Source organism: Ensifer sp. 22460 (genome assembly GCF_052044935.1).
Taxonomy (GTDB): domain Bacteria; phylum Pseudomonadota; class Alphaproteobacteria; order Rhizobiales; family Rhizobiaceae; genus Ensifer.
Window position 1 is genome coordinate 1 of sequence record NZ_JBQENZ010000044.1, and the last position, 23,785, is coordinate 23,785.

Genomic DNA, 23,785 nt, shown 5'->3' on the forward strand with positions numbered 1-23,785 from the left:
CTGAAGCACGGACCGATCGCGCTGATCGACGAAAACATGCCGGTCATCGTCATTGCGCCGCATGACCGCTTCTATGAGAAGACGGTTTCCAACATGCAGGAAGTGGCCGCGCGCGGCGGTCGGATCATCCTGATCACCGATGAGAAGGGGGCTGCCGCCTCGAAGCTCGAAACGATGGCAACGATCGTGCTGCCGAATGTCGACGAGATCATCGCGCCGATGATCTTCTCGCTGCCGATCCAGTTGCTTGCCTACCATACGGCGGTATTCATGGGCACCGACGTCGACCAGCCCCGCAACCTCGCAAAATCGGTGACAGTCGAATGATCGTCGGTATGGTGTGATGACCCCTTGGGCGTTTGTTCTGAGTCTATTTTACATTAGATAGTCTCTGCGGATCTATGCGCACAATCAACGCGCCATCAAAGGGGCATCTGATATATTTGTGCACACTATATCCCCAGCAGACTACTAAGGTAATTTCCATAGGCGCTCTTGGATAATTGCTTTGCCAGTATCTCGAGCTGGCGGGCGTCAATAAATCCGAGCCGATAGGCTATCTCTTCTGGACACGCTACCTTAAAGCCTTGTCGCCGCTCCAGGGTTGCGACGAATTCCGATGCCTCCAACAGGCTGTCAGGGGTTCCCGTGTCGAGCCATGCATATCCGCGGCCCATCCTCTCGACGTGCAGTTTCCCTCTTTCGAGGTAGGTTCGGTTGATATCTGTGATCTCAAGTTCCCCTCGTGCAGAGGGCCTCAGATTTGCAGCAATATCTGAAACATGTTCGTCATAGAGATAGAGGCCCGTAACCGCCCAATTCGAACGGGGCGTTTCAGGTTTCTCCTCGATCGAAACCGCTCTCATGTCGTTGTCAAACTCAATGACCCCGTAACGATTGGGATTGCTGACATGATAGGCAAAGATCGTTGCACCGGCTTCGTGCTTCATTGCGCTCTTGAAGAGTTCTGTGATTCCATGTCCGTAGAAGATATTGTCTCCGAGGATAAGGCATGAGCGGTGCCCAGCAACGAAATCCGCCCCTATGACATAGGCTTGGGCGAGGCCATCGGGTGAGGGTTGCTCTGCGTAAGAAAGATTAATTCCCCATTTCGAGCCATCGCCAAGCAGAAACTGGAAGTTTTTCAGGTCCATCGGTGTAGTGATGATCAATATATCTCGTATCCCGGCCAGCATCAGCGTTGCCAATGGGTAGTAGATCATCGGTTTATCGTACACCGGAAGCAGTTGCTTCGAGCCTGACAACGTCATCGGATGTAGGCGGGTTCCGCTTCCCCCGGCGAGAATGATGCCTTTCATTCAGCTATCTCTCTTTTACCTGCTTTTGAACTAAACGGCGTACAGTCTCCTCCGTGGAAACTGTCCAATGTGGCAAACTGATCCCATAGCGCTCCTGGATACGCTGACAGCTCAGACGAGAGTTTTGAGGCCGTCGTGCAATTGTCGGGTAGTCAGCTGCCGAAATGCGCCTAACCGAGGCGAATGGCCCGCCCATAATTTTAGATATCTTGAAAATTTCCTCTGCGAATTCAGCCCAACTCGCTTCCCCGGCTCCTGTCAGATGGAAAGTCCCGCGCAGTCCGCCACAGTCCGAAGCGAGTAGCTTTCGTCCGACGCAGATAATAGCAGTAGCGAGATTCAGCGCGGATGTCGGGTTCCCAAACTGGTCCGCTACGATGGCCAGTTCGTCCCGACGAGCTGCGTAATGAAGCATCGTTTGTACGAAATTTTTACCGAATGGGCTGTAGATCCAAGCGGTTCTCAAGATTGCATGATTGTCGCAATTGATGACCACCAAGCGCTCGCCGTCCAACTTACTTTGGCCGTAGATTCCCAACGGGTTTGTCTCGTCTGTTTCCACGTGCGGACTTCTCTTGCAGCCGTCGAACACGTAGTCAGTAGAAAGATGGATGATTGGGATATCGATTGCTCGAGCGACCCGCGCCAGCGCTTCGGGTGCTCGCGAATTGATCGCGAAAGCCGCTGCTGCGTCGCCCTCGGCACGATCTACATCGGTGTAGGCTGCTGCGGAAACGATTATGTCGGGAGAGGCGGCTCTTATGATACCAGCTATGCTATCCGTGTTCTCTAAGTTGAGATACGGCCGGCCGAGTGGGATCACTTCCACGTCGCTATATTCGCGACCTTTCTCAATGAGCGCTTGAACAACTTGTCCTGTCACCCCCGTCACAACGAATCGTAGTGGCGGCCTCATACTCTTTGACCAGTTGTAGGTACTCCAAGGTGAGCGCCGTCGAAATTCCCCCGTACGGACGCCCACCACCATTCATTGGACAGGTACCAACGTATTGTCTTCTCAAGACCGCTTTCAAATGTTTCCAAAGCCTTCCAACCCAGTTCCGTCTCCAATTTGGTGGCATCTATAGCGTATCGAAAATCATGCCCCGGTCGGTCCGCGACAAACTCAATCAGCTCTCGGCGGGGTCGACCGGCGAAGACCAGTTTATCGAGAATGTCACATATGCGGTGTACGACATCGATATTTCGTCGCTCATTACGCCCCCCAACATTGTACGTTTCTCCTGCCTTGCCGTGGGCAGCAATCAAATCGAGCGCGCGCGCGTGGTCGTCAACATACAGCCAGTCTCGAACGTTCTGGCCGTCACCATAGATTCTTAGTGGTTTTCCCTCGAGTGCATTCAGTATTGTCAACGGTATTAGCTTCTCGGGAAAATGAAAAGGGCCGTAGTTATTTGAGCAATTGGAAACCAATACAGGTAGATCGTAGGTCCGAGCCCACGCCTTCGCCAAATGATCAGAAGCCGCCTTGGATGCCGAGTAGGGAGAGCTCGGGTCATACGGTGTTTTTTCTGAGAAGAGCTCACCCGCTTCCAATGAGCCATATACCTCATCCGTAGAAACGTGCAGGAATCGAAACCTTTCTCGGGCGTCCGACGCGAGGGACTGCCAGTAGTTCCTAGCGCATTCGAGCATGTTGAAGGTTCCAAGGACGTTCGTCTCGATGAAGTCTTGAGCTGCGGCAATCGAGCGATCGACGTGGCTTTCGGCTGCGAGATGCATCACGCGATCTGGCCTGAATTCTGCGAAAGCGTCGGCGATCACCTGTCGATCGCGAATGTCTGCTCTTAAGAATTGGTGTAAATCGTTGTTTTCGACTGATTTAAGAGAACCGAGTGTCCCCGCGTAGGTTAATTTATCAATGTTCAACACCTTATACCCCTTGTCTAGGGTGAGGTGACGCACCACTGCTGAGCCAATAAAGCCCGCTCCACCGGTAACAAGTACGCGCATACTAACAACACCCTTCCTTTAGTGGATACGGCGGCATTTCCTACGTCCTATGGGCTAAATACGAAATTGCTGTGTAGGTCGCTCAAGTTCGGGTGTCTTTGATCCCTATCTGAAAGGATGGCGTTCCCGGCTGCTACGGGCCATTCTATTGCAAGAGCAGGGTCATTCCATTGCAGTCCGCGGTCATGGTCGGGGCTATAGTAGTCCGTGACCTTATAGCTTATGCTTGTTCGATCTTTTAAGGTGCAGAAGCCATGAGCGAAACCTGGCGGCATCCACAATTGATGACCGTTCTCCTCGGACAGCACGACCGCCACGGAGCGTCCGAAGGCCGGTGAGCCTTTGCGGAGGTCCACAGCGACATCCAAAAGCGACCCGGCAATACACGTCACCAGCTTGCCTTGTGCTCGCGGAGCGAGTTGGAAGTGCAATCCCCGCACTGTACCAGCTTTTCGAGAGAATGATTGATTCTCCTGCACAAATGCGAATGGCCCAACCATCGCCTGAAATTGATCAGCCCGAAATGTTTCTGTGAAGTAACCGCGCGGGTCGATCCTTCTTTCAGGTTTGAGCAATAAAAGACCTGGAATTGTTGTCGATTCAATAAGCACGGAACCCTTACCAGTTGTTGAGGTGTTTTACAGCTAAGCTCCTGGAGAACTAAGCAGAACGCGAACCTTCGATTTCGATGTGCGCCCTATGCCGCTTACAGTGCTTGAGTGCCGTACTGTCTTCACCGTCAAGGAATGACGCCTCGAAAAAGAACGTCAATGGGGCCTGCGCGAACGTCAGACGCTCCCATATCGCCTCGCTGTAGTAGACACAGCCGGGGCGCGGGTTTTGCCTGACACGGCTTTACAGGGGTTAGTAGGCCGCAATCCAATCGAGAGTACCTTCCTCTCTTGGGAAGGCATTTGCCCCCCTATTCACTCAGACACCTGCCCAAATCGAAAAGAACAATAGAGTGATTTCGATGATCACCACGACCCCAAAAGTCGTGATAACAATCAAGCCAAGCTGCTTGTCGTATTGCAGTCTATCTCGCTTCATCAACACAATCTCACCCACTGCTGGGCGATTTACTACCATTAGAATTCGAACCACGCGACCGCTGGGGAGGGCCTGTGGCCGAATGCCGCGAGCGAGCGCCGACGTAAAGGTCGATATGCGCCGTTTAAGAATTGATCTTGTCGGATTTCCAGCCTCATTTTTTAACGGTGACATATTCTTTCTCGGGATGATCGTCGGTATAAACAACCCACAGCGAACAGTGACGGCTGTTTGCACCGCTTGTCGATGACAAAGGGTGACGAAACTCGCGTGGACGTCGCTTCAGGATGCGTGCCCGTTCCCCACCGGCGCCCGCTTGGGCCGCTAGACATCGAGAGCACGGCTATCCATTGAGGCCGCGGATCGCCCGGTGGAGTGCCCTGGCAGTGGATTAGTCACTCATATCAGCAGCACGATGTATCGCAGTGACGCCGGTGTTTGCCACTCGCAGCGGTCGGCCGATAATCCCGAAGAACTTGGAGATGTCGGTCGATAGGTGACGGGAGACATAGACGATGTCCCGATTCTTCACCGGGAACTTCTGGCCTGCGAGGAGGCTATCCGGACGGCTCATGTCGAAGCGATACACGAGTGGGACTCGCCCGTTTTCGTCGGGGCGCATCCCTTTACGCAGCATCGTGTCATACTGCGTCCTTCCCATTAGCATCTCTGCGATTCCGGGCTCTTCATAACGGAACACGAAGAATCCCGTCTCATCAGCCGCGATATCTTTACCTCCGCCACTCATCCCCACAGCTTCTATCAGGCTGAGATCACGAGAGCCGAAGGCTTGCCGCCCGTTCTTATTGACCGCACCCAGCACGGTGAACTGGCGTGGGTCCTCAACTAGCGTGATTTCGTCACCTGGCTGAACCCAGATATTTTCGGAAGGACTGTTGATGAGTGCATTCATCGATACGGTGGCGGACCTATTGCGGCGGGTTACGGTCACGAAGGTATCGTACGTTTCACCGCGCGGGCCACCCGCTTTGGCGATGACGTCTGTGAGCCTCTCACCGGCAAGACTCAAAGGTACCACCGATGCATTCTTGACCGCGCCTGTGACTACTGCATCGCGAGACGCAGTATCTAAATTTGAGACAATAACGTCGGGCTCGACCGCTTTGCCTTTGAGAGATAGAAGAATTTTCTGCCTAGCCTGCTCAAGTGTGAGCCCGGCAAACTTCACCTCGCCAACGTAGGGGATTGCCGCTTTCCCATCGGGCTGCACCACGACGGTTACCTTCGCTGTTTTCGACTTTGAAGTAGAGAAAAGCCCATCGGCTCCGGCTTCAAAAATGGAGACCAAAAGCCGATCTCCCACTCCAATCGTTGCGCTTCCTTGCCTTCCGCCGAAACCGAACCGCCGGGTAAGCGTCGCGTTGGTGTACGATAAAATTGTATCCGCCGATTTGCTATCAACGTTCACCACTTCATAGACAGTTGCGCTATCGCGGTGCAGTTCTTCGACGGACTTCCCGGAGTCAGAGAGGATAGCGCTAGCTAACGGCCCTTCCCCAGGGACTGCCTGACAGGACGCGAGTGTCGTTACCAGAAACAGGACACTGATGCGGTTCAAAGTATCTCTCCCAAATCGCCTCGCCGAGTACCATGAGCCGATGCTCTGCGGCAAGAGTGCGACACCTGAAGAACCTGACTGTTCGATCCGGACCAATTTGTGACTGGCCTTTTGAAACTCGGCATGCTCTGACGAATAATGGACATCGACTGGCAATACATCCACAACCACTTCGACTGGCTCGGCCACATCGTGGAAGCGTTGTGTATAGGAGCAGTCGTAGCCGCCCTTGGGCGATTCTTTTTCAAAAGGTGCGACGCAGTTATTATCGGTTTGGCTTTTGGCGCCGGACATTTCCATGGGCGAGAAAAGCGCGACTTTGAGGTCAGCATGCATATGCCGCCGCCACATCTAGAAGCCTACAAGTTTTGGCTTTGGAACTGGGATCAAACGATGGACTTTTGGCCGGTGGCTTTGGTCGTATTCCTGCTGCTACTTTTGCTTGTTCCAAGGGCGCCGTCTTCCTAGGCATAACAGGAGCGAATAACAACGTCGTCAGTTTCAGAGACAGAGGAGATGCTCGGAGCACTCTAATTCCATCGCTGACCCGTCTGCATCATGAAGTCGCCAGCAATTGTCCGTCCGCTTAGGCATCCACCAATGCAGCAATGCGGAGGCGGCAGTCATCGCGCTGGAACGCGCCATGGACGCGGAGGGCGTCAGCACTATCACGGCGAGGGCGCGTTGCCGATGAAGGGGTCGGAGGATTTCGGGCTCTTTGGTCGGGTGGCGCCATCGGCGATGTTCTTCTTGGGGGGCCGGCGAAGACCACGCGCGGCTGCACAATCCGGACTATGATTTTCCGGATGACTTGATCGGCATCGGCGCCAACGTCTTCATGCGCGCGATCCACAACCAACTGGGATGAGTGCGGCGGTGGACGGTCGCTTGCGCGGCGGGCGTTGTGACGGCACTCTCTGAAATTGTGCAGTCCCGCGTGGAGCCGTTTCGCGCCGCGTCCGGATTTGCTCTCGGGAGGAGCAGGGGATGAGGCAGTCCAGCTTTCGTGTCGCGGTTTGCTCAATCTTCCGATCGATCTTTTCCGAGGATGCGCCGTGCTGCCGATGTCGGAGCAGTTCCAGCTGCGCGCGCAGAAGACCGATGATCGAGTCGCGTTTGATGACTTCGGCTTCTTGCGCGCTGAGTTTCGCCGCCTGTTCAGCGACGAGCTTGCCCGAGCAAGTGCAATTCTCAAAGCATTGCAGTGATATTGATGCGATGAGGCCTTACATCTAACGTTCTGCGTGGAAGGCGCGTCGCCACTGAGTGAAACGGCAGTGCTGCCGACCAAATCACTCCGGGATTGCGTAGGCTCGCGTTCCAAACCCCCTTGCCTTAACGACCTTGACGTGGCTAGTCTACCAGCGTCTGTGAAGTCGAACGCTCAGACGGAAGGCTCCTTATGCTCTTGAGGCAAAAGGGGCCTTTTTCTGTTTGTATCCTTTAAGGGCCTCCTTCGCCCGCATCAAACCGGCTTACATACGCGCCTGCTGAACTCAAGCAATTGACATCCCCTCCTACGCTCCCATAGCATTCATGCCTGCCGAGGGGCGCACCTGACGGTGCTGAGATGGCGGTGAGCCAGACCCTTGAACCTGATCCGGATCATACCGGCGTAGGAACGGCAAGGGCCTCTCTGGCACCCCCGCGTCTTCGCCGTTCATCCGGATCTCCGTGATTTTGGTTTCGGGAGATCGTTGGTGCCAATACACTGTTCAGAATGTAGCGACGTAGAACTACAGGGAGCTGGGCGTCCAACCCAAGGGCTCGATCTGGCGGATTCCTCCAGATTGCCTGGAAGAGCCACCTCAGTTCGTGCGTGCTTGAGCCGGTGGCTTGAGAGCGCGTTCGCAATCTTTGGAGCTGCTTCTACATTTCAGCGGAGCCAGGCATGACCGTTATCGCCGTTACCATCGCAGGCTCAGATTCCGGTGGCGGTGCCGGTATCCAGGCGGATCTGAAGACGTTCTCGGCGCTCGGCGTCTATGGTGCCAGCGTGATCACGGCCATCACCGCGCAAAACACCCGCGGGGTCGCGGCCGTTGAGGATATCTCTCCAGCCGTTGTCACAGCTCAGATCCATGCGGTGTTTTCGGATCTCGCAGTAGGCGCGGTTAAGATCGGCATGGTGTCCCGCCAGGAGACGATTGCCTCGATCGCGTCCGGTTTGAAGCGGCATGGGCAAATGGCTGTCATCGATCCTGTGGTGGTCGCCACTTCGGGTGACATTTTGTTACGTCCGGATGCGATCGCGACGCTCAAGGAGGAGCTACTGCCGCTTGGCCTCATCGTGACGCCGAACCTGCCCGAAGCGGCACTGATGACGGGGCGCAGCGCTGCCGAGAGCGAGACGGAGATGGCGCTCCAGGCGGAGATGCTGTTGAAACTTGGTGCGCGCGCCGTGCTGATGAAAGGCGGGCATGCCAAGGGCGACGAAGCTGTCGATATCCTCTTCAACGGGGATACCTCCCTGCGCTTGTCGCGACCCCGGGTCGAGACGAGGAACGATCATGGTACTGGCTGCACGCTGTCTGCCGCAATCGCCGCCGGTCTTGCCCGTCGGCAGACGCTTCAAGACGCGGTTATCGCTGCCAAGGCCTATCTGCATGAGGCGCTTTTTGCCGCAGCAGCGCTCAAAATCGGGCAGGGGCGGGGGCCGGTTCATCACTTCTATCGATGGTGGGCACCGAGCGGCGATTAATTCCATTCCGGCGCTTGGCGCCGGTTCCACTGTTCAAGTTGACCTTTAAAAAAACCAAGACATTCCATTGCCCGATAAGCAATGAAATGTCCGTCGAGTCGGGAAGTCGCTCGCTTGTAAATGCTAGGTGAGAGACGAGGACCGAGCGCTTTTCGGTTCAGGCCACAGCGGCGCTCGGCTGAACCGGCTGCTCCTCCTTGAGCAGTTTCCGGTAGAGCGCAACATGTTCGCGGCCGCAGTCGACATGGCTCATCGGGCGCCTGAGGGTTGCCCTGAGGTTGTCCCATGACCTTGGTGTGCTCAGAACGTCGATCAGCCGATCCGCAAGGTCCTGTGCGCTGCCGGTCCGGAAATGATAGCCGTCCAGCCGGTCGCGGACCTTCTCGGCCATGCCGCCGATGTCAGAGCAAATGATCGGCCGTCCGTGGTGCAGGGCTTCCTGGATGACGATCGGAGAATTCTCCCACCAGACCGAGGGCATCACCACCCAGTCGACCGAGCGCATCAGCCGCGGCATGTCCTGGTTCTGGTAGGAGCCGTAAAAGCGGACACGGCGGCCGGCGTCTTCGATCAATTTCGCCACGCGTTCCTGATACTCGGTCGGCTGACGCTCGAGGTTGCCGCCGAAGATCATCAGCGTGGAATCGTCACCCCAGATATCGTCGGGCACACGAGATACCGCGTCGATCAGCACGTGAACGCCCTTGAAGGGGGTCATCTGCCCGAAATAGGCAAAACGATTGCGACGTGCGGTCGGCGTCGGCAATTCACGCGCGGGCGTCTTTTCACCCAGGACGATGCCGTTTTCGATCACGAAGATCTTCTCGGCAGCGATGCCCCACTCGACATAGCGATTGGCGAGAAAGGCGCTCGGGGCGATGAAGGCGTCGGCAAGGTTCAGCATGCCCCGCACGAACTGCTCGCGGCGTACGAAACGCGACACCGGGATTTCGGGGAAACACGTGTGGCAACTGATTGGCGAAGCGCCATTGCAAAGCTGGCCCGAGGGCCGCTTCACCATTTGCCCGTGGTTGTGACAGATCGGCAGGTACTCGTGGAAGGTCACGACGATGCGCGCTTTCGGCAGAGCGTCGCGCACCGCATAGAGCGCTTCCAGTCCGAACCCGATGATATGGTGGAAGTGGACGATGTCCGGCTTGATGTCTCCCACAAAGCGCAAGAGGTCGCGACGGATCGCGTCGGTATCGCCGTTGGACAGGAAGAAATGATCAAAGTCCTCGGCATGGTAGAGCACCTCGTCCATCGCCAGGCGAAGGCTCATCAGTGCCGACGCGCCGTGGCGCGGCACCGGATTGCCGACGCGGGCAAGGTAGATCGATTCAATACCCGGCAGGCCGTTCAATGCCTTGTGCAAGCCATGAGAGGCGATCTCGGCGCCTCCCAGCGAATGGATCGGGTGGCCGTGCGACACGACCAGCACGCGGAGTTTCTCACTCATGCCGAAACCTCATTGTGGGTCGTGGTGTCTGGCTCGACGGTCTGCATCCAGCGGCCACGGAAGAGCGTCTGATCGACACGCTCCACGTACCTGGCCGTGGCTGCCGAAACGGCACCGGACGCCTCATCCGACCCGAGCATCTGCAAGGCGGGCAGCCAATAGGATTCGTAGCCCCTGCGGCTCAGCCTCAAGGCAAGATCCAGCCCATTGAGAGACGCACCGAGATAAGCCGGCGAAGGGCCGGTATCGTCGAGAAGCCCCTTGCGAGGCATGATGCAGCACTCGATCGACGCGGTCGCCACCCGCGTCAGCTTCAGGCGGTTCACAGCGCCGACCGGATAACCGGCATACCGGCTCGACTGCAGATGATCCGCGCGATCGAGCGACGAACTGCCGGCCCAACGGATCGAATGATCCTCATAGGCAAGGGTCGGCGAAATGATGCTTCCGCTCCTGGTTTCATAGTTCGCAACAAGCGTCTGGTACCAACCGGGATTGGCGGGCGTCAGGGACGCAGACAGCAGGATGACGGTCTCATTGTCGATGGCCTGCGCCGCAGTCCGCGCAAGGTCGCTGGCATCGCCTGAACCTTCGACGGACAAAAGGCGCAGCGGCAAGCGATAGAATTCCGCAAGTCGCCGGATGCCGGCGGCGCGCCGGCGAAACTGTTCCGATTGCAGGACGAGCACGATCGGCGCCTGCCGCGTAAGTGGATCGAGCGCTAGAAGTCCCAACAGGGCAGCGAAATCCTCCTCGGCCTCCCCCGCGGCGACAAGGATTGCCGCCCCCACAGCCTCACCGAAGCGGCCAATGTCGATGACGGTCTCGATGGTCGGAGCATCAGTGCGAGCCGCAGTGATGAACGGAACAATCTGGCGATCGACGATATCGGGCAAGGCCCAACTGGTCGGATCGATAGCGTTGAGCAGCCGCAGCGCCGAATGCCTTGCCGACAGCCGTGTCGGGTGAAGCGGCATATAGGCGCGACGAGAATCGCGAAGGGTGACTTCGAGGTGAAGGGGTGCCGCCGGATCGCCGACGAGGCCATCCGCGAAAGCGATGAAACCGTGCGAACGGCGATGTCCGGATATCGCGCCCTTGAATTCCGGCCGGTCCACGAACGCTTCTTCCACGTCGAGCCGCTCGGTGCGGGTCCAGGCGCCATCAAGTCGCGCCCCGGCGCGCCCCCGGCGCAGCCGGACGCCCTGCACATGATCGTCCGGATCGAGCATCCAGCCCGAGATCAGGAAGGCGTCTTCATCGCCCTGATAGAGTGCGTCGACGCCGAGCCGGACCGGAACGGGGAGGCTTGAGATCGTTTCTGTACCGTCAAAGCCGTTGGCCGCCTCGCGCAGGCGCAACAGCACCTGCGGTGAGCTCTGGCTTTGGAGCAGCATCGCGCGAAGATGACCCGGCGTTTCAAGGGGGCCCGCAACGAACTTGCGCTCGTGGACCGCCGCATAGCGCCAGGCGCCACGCCCACGATAGAAAATGCCCTGGATGTCACGCGCCCGCGGAAGATCATCCGCAGACAGGAGGCCCAGAAAGCCGACCGCGTCTTCCGGTGCGTCGTTGCGCGGGAAAACCGCGATGCTGCACTCGGCGACCGATGCGTTTTCTGCCTTGATGATGGCGCGGTTAACGCCCGCGGCAATGTCATTCGCCCAGCCCTTGAGTGCAATCGCATCATCGTGACTTTCGCCAAGCAGTTCTATGTAGCCGTCCTTCACGGTTCCCGCCTTGAGGAGGACTGTGATCGCCGTGAGCTTCCGCGGATCGAGCGGCGGCTTCATCAACACGTCCACCAGGCGGCCAAGCACGTGAACGACCTGCGGGCCGGCGAGCTCCTTCAGCATGGCGGCGACATCACCTGTCGACACGGCACGTGGCGCAACGACGTAGCGTTTGCCGCCGCCTTCCTTTCCGAAGCGCAGCGTTGCCGGCATGCCACGCGTGCGGTCGACAGGGACGAGCGCGGCGAAACCATGGGTGGCGGATGCCTGTGGCGTGGAAAGCCGCCAACCGATGATGGAGCCGATCGCCTGGGTCTCGGGGTCTTCATCGATCTCGACAGGCAACTGATCGGCCAACGGGCCGCCAGCGCCAATCACCAGCAGCAGCGCCTCGTCGATCGGGCACACCACGACCCGTCCGCTGCGCATGATCCGGGCAAGCGGTGCCGGGTTCGGCGAAAGGGAAAGCTCCTGATTGGGCATGATGCGTCCCCTTAGGTCCGCAGGAGAAGCGTCAGGATCGCACCTGCGGTGAAGCCCGCAAGCACAAAGAGAAGCAGAAATGCCGGCTTCAAGTCTCCGTTCGAGCGTTGCTTCAAGGCATTGAGGCTCTTTTCCATGCCCGCCACAACTCCATCGAGACGCATCAGGTGCACATCGAGATCGGTCAATCGTTGGGTGATTTCTGTCCGCAGGCTCGCGACGTCGTCGCTGACAGCAGCAAGTCCCGCCGCTTCGCCTTCCTCGCCGTCGTCGAGCTTCTGGCGGATGGCCGAGCGCTGAGAGACCTGGAGTTGACGTTGTGCCGCCATCAGCACATCAAGCTTGTCGAGCACTTTTGCCAACGGAGCGGCGATCAGGGCTTCGGCCGCCTGTTCGTCGGGTTTGGGAACGCGAAGCGGCAGCTCGCCGCCTTTTTCCGTCGAGGCCATGACAACCAGTTCGGCCGCGCGGGCGCTTGCCGTGTCAGGCAACGCGATCTCGAAGGCATGGTTGCCATCGCCGATCCCGTTTCGCTTGAGATCGGATCGGTTGCGGTCAGCCAGAGCTTCGGCGATCACCTTGCCATCGAGCAGCACGCGAATGGCGAGCCGTTTCTCTGGCGTCTCGGGGTCGAATGCCCAACCGAAAACGCGGCCTTGGTCGATCGCGTCCACCCGGCCCTTCAAGGGTTTGGCGTTGTTTTGCTCCGGTGCGACATCCGGCTTGTCGGTTGCTACAGACATGGTCATTCCTCTAGGCCGCGGCGGTTCGTGCCGGCTCTATCTTATCGATGAGCGTGAGATAGCGGCGGGCAGTGGCGTCGATATCATCGGGTTTACGGGCGTTCGCCGAAAGGCGGCGCCTGAGATCCGGGTTTTCCGCGATGCGGCGCATGGCGGCGGCAAGCGCCCGCGGGTCGTTGGGTGTAACAGTCAGGCCGCTCACGCCGTCCTGAACCATTTCGGCCATGCCGCCGATGTTGCTCGCGATCACGGGTTTGCGCTGGGATTGCGCCTCGCCAATGACGAGTGGCGCATTCTCCCACCAGATCGAAGGCACGATGGTGCAATCGACCGCGGCGATGAGGTCGGTAATGTCGTCACGCCGGTAGGCGCCGCGCTGCTGGACGGTGGGGGCGGTCTTTTTGAACAGGCGGGCGATCTCGTCCTTGAAGCTATCGCTCTGGAACGGCGCGCCGCCGTGTACCCTGAGCTCGAAGCGCAGGCCCTCGTCGATCAGTTGCCGCGCGGCCTCAAGCAGCACGGTGGTGCCCTTCCAGGGATTGAGGTTGCCGAAATAACCAAAGATCGGCCGGTCGTTTTCCTGTCGATCCTTCCGCGTCGGAAGGTCCCGCCGTGGCAAGCCATTCGGGATGACATCGATCTGTTCCCCGTCGAGGCCCCAGTCGATGTATCGCTGCCTCAGGAACTGGCTCGGCGATACGAAACGGTCCACCGTGCGCAACAGGGCTTTAAGATGCTGCTCGCGAAGCACGAAGCGGTCGAGCGGGATATCCTTGAAGCAGGCGTGGCAGCGGTCGGGCGTTGACTTGTGGCAAAGCTCCTTGTCGCTGGTTCGCACCATCAGTCCGTCATGGTGGCAAAGCGGATAGTAGTCATGCAGCGTCATGACGATGCGACATTCGGGCAAGGTCCGGCGCACGATGTGCGGAAACTCGGCGCCGAGCAGCAGCAGGTGGTGAATGTGGACCACGTCCGGCTGGAAATCGCGCAAAAGCTCGGTCAGATCAGGAACGACGCCATAGAGGTCGATCTGGCTCATGAAGAAGCGATCGAAATGACCGGACCACAACAGCACCTCGTCGCCCTCAGAGCCAATCGCCTGGAAGCTCGTGCCTGGGCGCACCTGCCTATGGGTCTGGTTGGTAGCGCCGAGGAAGAGTACTTCATGGCCGGCGCGTTGATAGGCGCGGAAGAGGTCGTGCGCGAAAATCTCCGTACCGCCCGGATGGAGAGCCGGATGATTGTGCGCCGCGACCAGAATGCGCTTCTTCATCCGTTTGCACCCCGGCGTTCGGCAACGAAGACATCCTGGTAGTGACCGGCATCGTGCCCGCGCCAATGGCCGAGTGATTTCAGGATAGTTGAAAAGCCCGCCCGTTCGAGCGCCCGATCGAGAAAGCCGTCATCGAAACCGACAGCGGCAAGCGGCGGTAGGCCCGGCACGAACCAGCAGGGACCATCGCCGTTGCGATTGAAGCCAAGGCGCGGATCCCGCCTGCCGTTTTCATTCTTCGCCGCCACGCGATCGACGACGAACGCCGTCACGAAGAGCCGGCCACCGGGCTTCAGCATTCGGCTGATTTCGCTGAAATAGACAAGCACTTCGTCCGGCGGGAGGTGCGTGACGATCGATGTCATGATCGCGAAATCAAAGGTTCGATCCGGATAGGGGAGCTTCAGCGCTTTGCCGTTGATCTTGCCCATGGGATTGTAGAGCTCGTGGGCAATGTCCACATGCTCGAAAGTGAAATTTGGGTAGACGGGCGTGACGGACTTGCGGCACCACGCGACACCGCCTTCCACGGGATCGACGCCGACGTAGCGGGCGCGATCGGCGTCGAGATACTGTGTGAGCGGAACGGCCATCCGGCCGATGCCGCTACCGATGTCGAGCACGCTGCTTTCCGGCTGCAATCCGCCCATGCGGATGAAATGGCCGAGAAACTCGGCGCCAACCGCCCGGTAGTTACCGTCTCCGACGAACACGCTGTTGCTGTCGGGCTGTGGCAGGAAACGATTGCTGAGAACCGTTTGAAGCATCCCGTCGATGCGGTCCTCGTTCGGCTGCCAGGCCGTTTGCAGGCTATCTGCGTGGCGAAGTGCGGGTTGGTTCATGCGGCGCTCCTGGCGGCAGTCTTGTGACCGCTCGGCGCTGCCGCCTCTTCGGCGCCGAGGTAGGCTGGCATCAGCGCGCTGATGTCGTCGTTCCAGCGTTCGGTGTGCAGCCATGCATTGTACTGGCTCGCAACACCGCGCGTGTAATCCTGGCTGCGGCTGATCGATCGCCGCTCCAGATGATAAAGGCAGGCAGCCGGCTCATAGACGATGTCGAAGCCGGCCTGCCGGATCTTGAGGCAGAGATCGCTGTCTTCGTAGTCGCCGATCACGAAGTCCTCGGCATAGCCGCCGACGAGTTCCCAGACCTCCCGGCGCATGACCTGACAGGCACCGGTGACCCCAGGCACGACGCGCGTTTTTTGCGCGGGCGCGTAGGCACCGGGCATGCCCTTGTAGAAATGATGGTTCAGCCAGATGTCCTGCTTGTTGCGGGCAAAGTAGAGACCCGCGTGCTGCAGCGAACCGTCCTCGAAGAGAAGCTTCGGGCCGATCGCGCCGAGCGACTTCTCTCGGAGCACCGGGAGTGCAAGCGTCTCCAGCCACCCCGGCCCGCAGGGCACGACATCCGAGTTGAGCATGACGACGACGGAACCGCGGGCATAGCGTGCGCCTGCATTGCATGCACGGGCATAGCCACCATTGCGGTTCATCACCACGAGCTTCATCGAAAGCCCATGCAACAGGTGAAAGCCGCCGAGCAGGTGCTCAGTCTCGTCGTGGATTTCAGGGGAATCCAGCACATAGATGATCTCGGCATTGGCGGCGACAAAGGGGTCGGTGGCGAGGCCTGAGAGCTGAAAGCGCAGGAAGTCGAGAACGCGGTAGAGTGGCACGACGATCGAGACCAGAGGCGCCTCCAGCATAGGACCGAAGTCCTTCGTCTGATCGACCCTGATCGTCTTTCCCAGTCTTTGCTCCACGTCCTTAAGCGCGGGCGCGAGGATCGTGCGGAACGCCGCATCGATGGCGTGCTGTGGCGGAACGGCCCGCAGGATGCGGTTGCGTTGTGTCGCGGGATCGAAGGGCTGCGGCTTCGGCACGAGCGGTTTGACGGCGCCGGAGGCAAGCCGCATCTGGAAACGGGGCTGAAGTAGGGTGCCGAGCGGTTCTCGCATCGGCAACCAGCTGACGAAGCCTGTCACATCAGTCTTCGAGCCTTCTTCCGCGCCACGGGCCCAGCCGGGGAATTCATACCAGTTGCCGTCAAGCGGTAACGCAGTGCCGTCTTCCTGAAGATAGTCGATCCCCGAGAGCACGCCGGACGGGTCACGGGTCCAACCGCCGACCAGCAGCCCATCGGGTAGCGCGAGCGCCAGATCGATCTCTGCACCGGGGTGGAGAGGGGATTTTCCGGCCTGGCGTGCCGGCAAGGGCGAACGAAGCTGTAGGTCGGTTGCGAGCGCCGTCCCGCTTTCAGGGAACGCAGAGAGGCAACGGACGACGAACTCCCTGAGGCCCAGCGCGGCGCCGTGTTCGGGCCACCATTCCTGGATGTTCTGGTAGCGCGAGCCGCGATGGGCGACCTCGCGGATGGCAACGCCACGCTTGCCCATGATCATGAGAGAGAGCGCCTGCGGCGCCCGTGGCGTTTCGAGCACGAAGTGGCAACGGCGCCAGCCGCGCTCCGCCCGACCGGTGATGGCAAACTGCTGCGGCAACGGCAGGACCGCGTCGGCGCTCAGCGCATAGATTGCACTGATCTCGCCAAACTCGGCGCTGACGGTCGTTTCCGCAAGGTATCGGCCATGGGCAAGCCGGCAGGCGATCGTCGCGGGGCGCTGGCCAAGGTTCAGGGCATGGATCGCGTCGTCGACCAGACCGGTAAAAAACTCGTCGCGGGAAAGCCGGAATGCGCTCCGCCAGACGGTGAGCAGGGTGTTGAGAAACTTGAAGCGCCCCTCGGGCATCAGACCGGCGAACTGTGCCGCCATATCGAGGAACGGAAGCCGGCCAGTCGGTTCGAGGACGACGGTCTGAAGGACATCGCGATCGACTGCGATTTCCGCAAGCTCGCGCTCGTTTCCGGGCCGCATTGCCCAGAAGACGCGTTGCCCGCCGTCGGCGCGCGGGAGGGTCATGCTGACAAGAGGAACGAGGGATCGCGATGCAGAAAGCACATATTTGGTTTTCGCCGGCAGGTCTGCGGGGGCGTCCCAGATCAGCACAGCAACATCAAGGCTGAGCCTGAATGCCACAGCAGTTGCGAATTCGTCGCTGAGGCTCCTGATGCGGTCGTCTGCCGTCACGCGCTACTCCTGAAGGACGAAAAGGGAGGGCGCCCCACCGGGAGGAAGTGGGGCGCGCCGGTCAATCTCAATGGATCGTGAAGTAGTGGTTCGGGTTTGCCTGGATGTCGTCGGCATCGGCATTGACAAGCGTCAGCGTGTCGCCATGGCCGAAGTCGATCACGACGTTGCCGCCAACCTGGGTGACGCGCGATGCCAGATCTTCCGGAGAAGAGATGTCGAGGCCGTTGATGTCCTTCGAAACCTGCAGCAGGTCTTCGCCGGGCGTGAAGTCGAGGATGACGTCGTTACCGCCACCGCCGTCAAAGACGAACACATCGCTGCCTTCGCCGCCGCTCAAGACGTCGTCGCCTTGGCCGCCGTTGATAACGTCGTTGTCGGCGCCGCCGAACAATACGTCGTTACCCCTGCCGCCGAACAGCAAGTCACTGCCGCCGCCGCCAAGGAGAATGTCGTTCCCATTGTCGCCGTTGAGCACGTCATCACCCTGGCCGCCGAACAGGACGTCGTTCCCGTTGTCGCCATGGATGAGGTCGTCGCCCCAGCCGCCAAACAGGGCATCGTTTCCGTTGCCGCCGAACAGCAGATCATCACCTTCGTCACCGAAGATGGTGTCGTCGCCATTGCCTCCGTTCACGAAGTCATCGCCGCTGCGTGCATGGATGAAGTCGTCGAAGCGTGAGCCAAAAAGGGCGTCATCATACGCGCCGCCTTCCAACGTGGCCATATGCTACTCCTCTGAGTTGTTGCTTACGCCCATCTCTGGCCTCAAACCTTGGATGAGCGCCGCGACATTGCACTGCAAAAAAACATATGGCAACAGCAAAGACAAAATAAATACAGATGTACTGTGCTGTTTCCTGCTACCTCAGATGTATATTGTGTGTCGTTTTGATGATTATCCCTGGGATATAAGGGGTAAGTATCTTCGTTATTACTTGGAATTCAATTCAAATTTAGAAATAAATTGCCGGCGAAATTGAATTTCGCCGGCTTCGTATAGTGGTTAAGTTCTAGTTCAGTCTTCGCGGAAGGCACGGTTCAGGCTATCCGCAATCGGCGAGACCATGTAGTCAATCGCCGAGCGTGGCTTGTGGACGATCAGGACCTCGGCAGGCATGCCGGGATAGAGCCGAATGTCGGGGTTGGCACTGAGCGACGAAGCTGCGATGCGGGCACGCGCCACGTAGTAGGAGACATTCGATTTGTCATCGACCGACTGGTCGGCCGCAACATAGCTGATCTCGCCGTCGAGAGGCAGGTGCGTGCGTTGGTTGTAGGCCGTCAGCCTGATCTGCGTCTTCGAACCGATACCGATGCTGTCGATGTCACGGGTGCCGACATGCATTTCTACGAGCAGTGGCTCGTCCTCGGGCACGATATCGAGAAGCGGTTGCCCCGCCGAGACGGCGCTGCCTGCCGTGCGTAGCTGAATGTTGGTGACGATCCCGGCCTGTGGTGAGCGGATGTCGAGGCGGGTCAGGATGTCTTTGGCGGACACCAATCGTTCTTCGACATCGGAAAGCTCAAGGCGGGCCGTGGTGATTTCGCCGGCAATCTCGGATTGGAACTCATTCTCGATACCGGTCAACCCGAGTTCTGCTCCGGCTTCCGCCTTTTCGGCCTGGGCCTTATTACCGGCGAGCTCGCCACGGGTTGCCGCCAGTTCGCTCAGCTTGGCATCGATCTCGATAAGCTTCGAGCGCTGGGCGAACTCCTTCGCGACGAGAGTGGCGATTGCAGTCCGCTGCTCGGTAATAAGTTCGATCTGTCGATCGGTCGCGCGGATCTGCTCGGCGAGCGATTTGGCTTTCTCCGAAAATTCTTCGATGGTCTTGCCCTGAACATCTAGGCGACCGGCTTTTGCTTCGCGCCGGCGCTCGAAAAAGTTCGTTTCGGCCTTCACCGCATCATCGGCTGCCGGATCCGGCGCGCCCTTCAGATCATCGGGGAACGTGATTTCTTGTGAATCCGTCTGCTCCGCCCTGAGGCGGGCAAGCTTCGCAATCAGACCAAGGCGACGGCTTTGCAGCGCCTGCAGGTCGGAGCGGGCGCGAGTATCTTCGAGCTTGACGAGTGGCTGTCCGGCCGCAACGCGATCACCCTCCTGAACGAGCAGGCGCTTGAGAATGCCCCCCTCGAAGTGGCTGACAGTCTTGCGCTTGGAATCGACCACGATCGTGCCGCTTGCGACCGAGGCGCTGCTGAGCTCCGTCGAGAAAGCCCAGCCGAAAAAGCCGCCAAAGGCGACGAGGATGGTCGTGAGACCGGCAAGGACCACGCCACGCAACGGGGCGGAGGCGCTGCCTTCCGCATCGACATCCAGCCCATGCAGGGGATGAGGCCGGTCGATGATGGCAGGTAGGTTCTCCCCGCCACGCGTTGTCACCGCGTTCTTTGCATCGCGCGCGATCGGTAGATTGGGTTTCTTTGTCATGCGGAAACGCCTTCCCGTCTCGGTTCGCCCGGGGTCATGGATGCGACCACGTCGGTGCGCGGTCCGAACTGGGTGATTCGGCCGTTTTCGAGGACGAGCAGCTTGTCTGCCGCCTGCATGATGGTTGGCCGGTGGGCGATCATGATGACGATCGCGCCGTCGTTGCGGGCACTCTCGATCGCACGGATCAATGCTCGCTCGCCGATCGCGTCGAGGTTGGCGTTCGGCTCGTCGAGAACGATCAGGCGGGGGCGGTCATAGAGGCAGCGGGCAAGTGCGATGCGCTGCCGCTGGCCACCGGAAAGCGTCAAATGGCCGTCCCCGACGGGCGTATCGTAGCCAAGTGGCAACCGGCCGATCATGTCGTGCACGTCGGCAAGGCGGGCGGCGTCGAGCACCTTTTGAGGCTCGCCTTCCTCCATGCGCGAAATGTTATCGCGGATGGTGCCCTCGAGCAGCGAGACCGATTGCGGCAGGTAGCCGGTCATCTGCCCGAACGAAGCGCGCTCCCAGAGATAAACGTTGTTGCCATCGAGGAAGACGCCGCCCGTGGTCGGTTTCAAAATGCCGACAAGGAGGCGGGCAAGCGTCGACTTTCCCGCAGCCGACGGCCCGACGATGCCGAGCACCTCGCCCGGCGAAAGCGAAAATCCGATGCCCTTGATGATCGGCACATCGAGGCCGGGGGCGGCATAGACCAGTTTGTCGACGACGAGATCGCCTTGCGTGCGCGGCTGCGGCATCGTCTGGCGTACGGCGAGATCTTCCTTGAGTGCCGCCTCGATCCGTCGCCAACTGGCGATGGCCAGCACCCATTGGCGCCAGTTTTCGATCATCGAATCAAATGGGGCGAGAAGGCGTCCGACCAGAATGGTCGTGGCCATCATCGCGCCGGGCGAGATCTCCTGCTTCATCACGAGGATAGAACCCGTCGCCAGCGCTGCCGCCTGGATCATGAAGCGCAGCGAGCGCGTGATGGAGGCCATCGCCTTGCTTCGGCTGCCGCTGACTTCGAGCGCATCCAGCGCATGCAGTTGCGCCGCACGCCAGCGGCGGGCGAGAGCCGGGAGCATTCCCATTGCCTCAATCGCCTCGGCGTGGCGCAAGCTCGCACCAATTTTCGAGACGGCCTCGATATTGGCTTGATTGGCCTCTTTCATCAGCCGGCGAGTCAGCAAATCAGTCAGCAATCCACAACACACGAGCAGGGCAATGGAAATGGCGCCAAGAAGGCCGAACATCGGGTGCAGCGCAAAGAGCACGCCGAGGAAGATCGGCGACCAGGCGGCATCGAGCGGTGCACTGACGGCGGAGGTCGTGAGAAAGCTGCGCAACTCAGCCAGGTCCCGTAGCGACTGGGTCGCGCGGGTCAGCCCTTGATCGGCCGCCGCCTGCACTGCCGCGGTCAACACTGGCAGGTTCAGCCAACGCACGACCGCGCTTCCCATCGCCTGGAACGTCAGCGCCCGGATGTATTCGAGCACGCCATAGATAATGAGCGCCCCGATCACCAGAATCGTCAGCATGGTAAGCGTGTCCATGCTCTGGCTGTTCAGGACGCGGTCGTGGACCTGCATCATGTAAAGCGGCGTGGAGAGCTGCAAGATGCCGATGCAAGCGCTCAGCAGCGCTGCATAAATAAGTGCCAAAACGAACACGCGGCGCGCCTTCAAAATAAGCAGCCGTGGATCGTTTGCTCCATTTTGCGCCGTCTTTGGCCCAATTTGGTTCTTGCTAATCATATTGCCTCGTTTGCTGTCACGCGTGGCGAATTTCTGGATAAGTTCGTTGGGGTCTTGAGGAAGCTATTTTGTTTGTTATCACTTAAATCACAGTGTTGCCGTGATAAGTGTGACACAATAATGGTGGGATGCTCAAGATAATCATATTCGGGGGGAGTAAAGGGGGCGAAAAATTGCTTCAAAATTTGAAGTAATTTTTGAATATCGTAGTAATGCTTAGTTGGAGAGAGGGATGAATCAAAAGATTCTCTACCCGTTCGCAGATTTCGGCGGCGCTGTTGCCATCCGCCCCGGGGATGACGCAGTTGGTAGTGCCGCCGAACACGAAGATATTGGCCAGGAGAGCGAAGCCTCCGTGGTCTCGTATTTCGAACTGGCGCGGATGATGGAGCGAGCAAGCAGACGGTTTACCGGCCTGTTGCGCGCCGAATTGACAAAGCTTGGCGTCGACGACATTGGCCCGGCGCAAGCCATGGTCTTGCTCGCGATCGGCGATGCAGAGGTGTCCGTGGCTGAGCTTTTGGATCGCGGCCACTATGTCGGTTCAAACGTGTCCTACTATCTGAAGCAACTGGGCGATGGGGAATATATCGACCGGGCTGCATCGCAGCGCGACCGGCGCTCGGCTCGCATTCGGCTTTCGGAAAAGGGCAGGCAGCTCTGCGATTCGCTCAGGAAAGCTGCCGGTGCCTATGAACGGGTGCTCAGCCACGGCGAGCAGGACCGGCGCAATCTCGAAACCGCATTTCAAACGCTGCACCGGCTTGAGCTGGTTTGGGGGAATGCGACGCGCTACGGCATCTGAGCCGCGGCGCGAACGCTGTCCTTTCATCGGTAAAAGGCTAGGAACATGCACGTAGCATTTGTACACCGGCGCGGCTTCTGCCAATTCGCCGCTCTCGCGGCCCATTTGGCGCAGACGGGAAATGAAGTAACCCTCGTGACGGAAACCGTCGATCAGCGGATTCCGTCCACGCGAGTCATCCGCCACAGGGCGGAACCGGGGCCGCAGGCCAATGCGCAAATGGCAAGGCATTTGGGCGTCCCGGACCATCACGTCCGCATAGGTCACCGGGTCGCAGAGACCTTCGAGGCGATGGCAAAGCAGGGCCAGGTGCCCGACGTCATCGTCGGACACACGGGCTGGGGCAGCATGATGTTCGTCAAGGACGTGCTGCCGAACGTTCCAGCGCTCGGCTATTGCGAATTCTTCTATCGCGCTGAAGGGGCGGACATCGGTTTTGCCCCTGACGACCAACCCAATTCGGACACGCGAAAGCGGCTGCGTCTGCGAAACATGGCGCAGCTGCTGTCGCTGGAGTCAATGGATGGCGGCATCAGTCCGACCCATTGGCAAAGGAGCCTCTATCCGACTGAGCACCGCGGACGCATCGCCGTTTGCCATGAGGGTGTCGATACGCGCGTCTTCCGTCCGGATGCATCGGCCTCCCTCAAGCTTCCGGATGGGCGGGTGCTGAAAGCCGGCGATCCGCCGATCGTCACTTTCGTGGCCCGCGACCTCGAACCCTATCGCGGCTTTCCACAGGCGCTTGCGGCGGCGGCGAAAGTCGCGCGGGAACATCCCAATGCGCTCTTCGTGTTCGTCGGAGGCGATGGCGTCAGCTACGGCGCTCCGCCGCCGGGCGGAGGCTCCTGGAGGGATCACCTGCTGCAGTCCCTGGAGGTGCCGGCGGACCGGTTCCTGTTTCCGGGCGTCGTGCCACATGCCGTGTTGCGACAGCTCTTCCAGATCTCGGCGGCGCATATCTACCTGACCTATCCCTTCGTGCTTTCCTGGTCGGTGCTGGAGGCCATGGCCTGCGGCGCACTTGTCATCGGGTCGGATACCGCCCCCATGCAGGAAGTCGTGAGTTCCGGTCGCAACGGCCTGCTTGTGCCATTCTTTGATACGGACGCGCTCGCGGGCGCGCTTTCCGATGCGTTGCGTCACCCGGAACGGTATACCGAGATGCGTGCAGCCGCCCGCCGAACGATCGAACAGCGGTTCCGGTTGGGTGATTGCATCGCGCGACAGATGATGTTGTTAGACAAGGCAACAAACAGTGCCCAGACCTCTAATATATCACTGGTTTCATCTGAATAATACTTCAAAATCCGAAGTATTATTTCACGAAAAACACAAATATCACTTATTGTGCAGTGCAAATAACCTTGATATGATTTTCGTATGAGCTTGAATT

Annotated in this window: 19 protein-coding genes, 1 pseudogene and 1 riboswitch; of the genes and pseudogenes, 5 read left to right on the forward strand and 15 right to left on the reverse strand. The window is 59.1% G+C overall.

Annotation, left to right across the window (positions count from 1 at the left end; genetic code table 11):
* On the forward strand, positions 1-327 hold a 327-nt coding region (locus ACTJKM_RS33860; RefSeq protein ID WP_440660453.1), incomplete at its 5' end, for an SIS domain-containing protein.
* A 125-nt stretch (positions 328-452) separates the two neighbouring features.
* Here ACTJKM_RS33860 and rfbA read toward each other — a convergent pair.
* From rfbA to ACTJKM_RS33885, 5 genes are all read right to left on the reverse strand, one after another.
* Positions 453-1,319, reverse strand: a complete 867-nt coding sequence (rfbA, locus tag ACTJKM_RS33865) for a glucose-1-phosphate thymidylyltransferase RfbA (protein ID WP_440661797.1) — start codon at positions 1,317-1,319, stop codon at positions 453-455.
* Between the two features lie 4 nt (positions 1,320-1,323).
* Positions 1,324-2,235, reverse strand: a complete 912-nt coding sequence (gene rfbD, locus ACTJKM_RS33870; protein ID WP_440661798.1) for a dTDP-4-dehydrorhamnose reductase — start codon at positions 2,233-2,235, stop codon at positions 1,324-1,326.
* The gene (gene rfbB, locus ACTJKM_RS33875) at positions 2,232-3,293 is read right to left on the reverse strand and encodes a dTDP-glucose 4,6-dehydratase (RefSeq protein WP_440661799.1); all 1,062 of its coding nucleotides are present in this window, start codon (positions 3,291-3,293) and stop codon (positions 2,232-2,234) included. The genes rfbD and rfbB overlap by 4 nt, the downstream gene beginning before the upstream one ends.
* A gap of 47 nt (positions 3,294-3,340) precedes the next feature.
* Entirely contained in the window at positions 3,341-3,904 is a 564-nt protein-coding gene (rfbC, locus tag ACTJKM_RS33880) for a dTDP-4-dehydrorhamnose 3,5-epimerase (RefSeq protein ID WP_440661800.1), read from the reverse strand.
* Positions 3,905-4,734: 830 nt separating this feature from the next.
* Positions 4,735-5,922 (reverse strand): polysaccharide biosynthesis/export family protein, encoded by a 1,188-nt coding sequence (locus tag ACTJKM_RS33885; RefSeq protein WP_440661812.1) that lies wholly within the window; start codon positions 5,920-5,922, stop codon positions 4,735-4,737.
* 592 nt (positions 5,923-6,514) lie between these two features.
* Between ACTJKM_RS33885 and ACTJKM_RS33890 the strand changes: the two are divergent.
* Positions 6,515-6,790: pseudogene (locus tag ACTJKM_RS33890) on the forward strand (M20/M25/M40 family metallo-hydrolase); the annotation flags it as partial.
* Here the strand turns inward: ACTJKM_RS33890 and ACTJKM_RS33895 are convergent.
* Positions 6,759-7,142 (reverse strand): hypothetical protein, encoded by a 384-nt coding sequence (locus ACTJKM_RS33895; protein ID WP_440661813.1) that lies wholly within the window; start codon positions 7,140-7,142, stop codon positions 6,759-6,761. The pseudogene ACTJKM_RS33890 and the gene ACTJKM_RS33895 overlap by 32 nt on opposite strands.
* A gap of 316 nt (positions 7,143-7,458) precedes the next feature.
* Positions 7,459-7,561, forward strand: a riboswitch (TPP riboswitch).
* Positions 7,562-7,813: 252 nt separating this feature from the next.
* Between ACTJKM_RS33895 and thiD the strand changes: the two genes are divergently transcribed.
* Positions 7,814-8,623: a bifunctional hydroxymethylpyrimidine kinase/phosphomethylpyrimidine kinase gene (gene thiD, locus ACTJKM_RS33900; protein WP_440661801.1), complete on the forward strand. Its 810-nt coding sequence runs from the start codon at positions 7,814-7,816 to the stop codon at positions 8,621-8,623.
* Between the two features lie 157 nt (positions 8,624-8,780).
* On the opposite strand, the gene ACTJKM_RS33905 is transcribed toward thiD, so the two are convergent.
* The 9 genes from ACTJKM_RS33905 to ACTJKM_RS33945 form a co-directional block, all read right to left on the reverse strand.
* Entirely contained in the window at positions 8,781-10,082 is a 1,302-nt protein-coding gene (locus tag ACTJKM_RS33905) for a glycosyltransferase family 4 protein (protein ID WP_440661802.1), read from the reverse strand.
* Complete coding sequence (locus ACTJKM_RS33910) at positions 10,079-12,298, reverse strand: hypothetical protein (RefSeq protein WP_440661803.1); 2,220 nt, start codon at positions 12,296-12,298, stop codon at positions 10,079-10,081. The genes ACTJKM_RS33905 and ACTJKM_RS33910 overlap by 4 nt, the downstream gene beginning before the upstream one ends.
* Before the next feature lie 11 nt (positions 12,299-12,309).
* The gene (locus ACTJKM_RS33915) at positions 12,310-13,041 is read right to left on the reverse strand and encodes a hypothetical protein (protein ID WP_440661804.1); all 732 of its coding nucleotides are present in this window, start codon (positions 13,039-13,041) and stop codon (positions 12,310-12,312) included.
* A 10-nt stretch (positions 13,042-13,051) separates the two neighbouring features.
* Positions 13,052-14,314: a glycosyltransferase family 4 protein gene (locus ACTJKM_RS33920; RefSeq protein ID WP_440661805.1), complete on the reverse strand. Its 1,263-nt coding sequence runs from the start codon at positions 14,312-14,314 to the stop codon at positions 13,052-13,054.
* Complete coding sequence (locus ACTJKM_RS33925) at positions 14,311-15,156, reverse strand: class I SAM-dependent methyltransferase (protein ID WP_440661806.1); 846 nt, start codon at positions 15,154-15,156, stop codon at positions 14,311-14,313. The genes ACTJKM_RS33920 and ACTJKM_RS33925 overlap by 4 nt, the downstream gene beginning before the upstream one ends.
* Entirely contained in the window at positions 15,153-17,405 is a 2,253-nt protein-coding gene (locus ACTJKM_RS33930; RefSeq protein WP_440661807.1) for a glycosyltransferase family 2 protein, read from the reverse strand. Before ACTJKM_RS33930 ends, ACTJKM_RS33925 begins: the two co-directional genes overlap by 4 nt.
* Positions 17,406-17,472: 67 nt before the next feature.
* Entirely contained in the window at positions 17,473-18,132 is a 660-nt protein-coding gene (locus ACTJKM_RS33935) for a calcium-binding protein (protein WP_057249444.1), read from the reverse strand.
* Between the two features lie 291 nt (positions 18,133-18,423).
* On the reverse strand, positions 18,424-19,842 hold the full coding sequence (locus ACTJKM_RS33940) for an HlyD family type I secretion periplasmic adaptor subunit (protein ID WP_440661808.1): 1,419 nt from the start codon (positions 19,840-19,842) through the stop codon (positions 18,424-18,426).
* Complete coding sequence (locus ACTJKM_RS33945; RefSeq protein WP_440661809.1) at positions 19,839-21,584, reverse strand: type I secretion system permease/ATPase; 1,746 nt, start codon at positions 21,582-21,584, stop codon at positions 19,839-19,841. The genes ACTJKM_RS33940 and ACTJKM_RS33945 overlap by 4 nt, the downstream gene beginning before the upstream one ends.
* Positions 21,585-21,816: 232 nt before the next feature.
* Between ACTJKM_RS33945 and ACTJKM_RS33950 the strand changes: the two genes are divergently transcribed.
* Positions 21,817-22,389: a MarR family transcriptional regulator gene (locus tag ACTJKM_RS33950; protein ID WP_057249450.1), complete on the forward strand. Its 573-nt coding sequence runs from the start codon at positions 21,817-21,819 to the stop codon at positions 22,387-22,389.
* A 45-nt stretch (positions 22,390-22,434) separates the two neighbouring features.
* A complete protein-coding gene (locus ACTJKM_RS33955; RefSeq protein WP_440661810.1) occupies positions 22,435-23,688 on the forward strand; it encodes a glycosyltransferase family 4 protein in 1,254 nt (417 codons plus the stop codon).
* Positions 23,689-23,785: the final 97 nt, after the last annotated feature.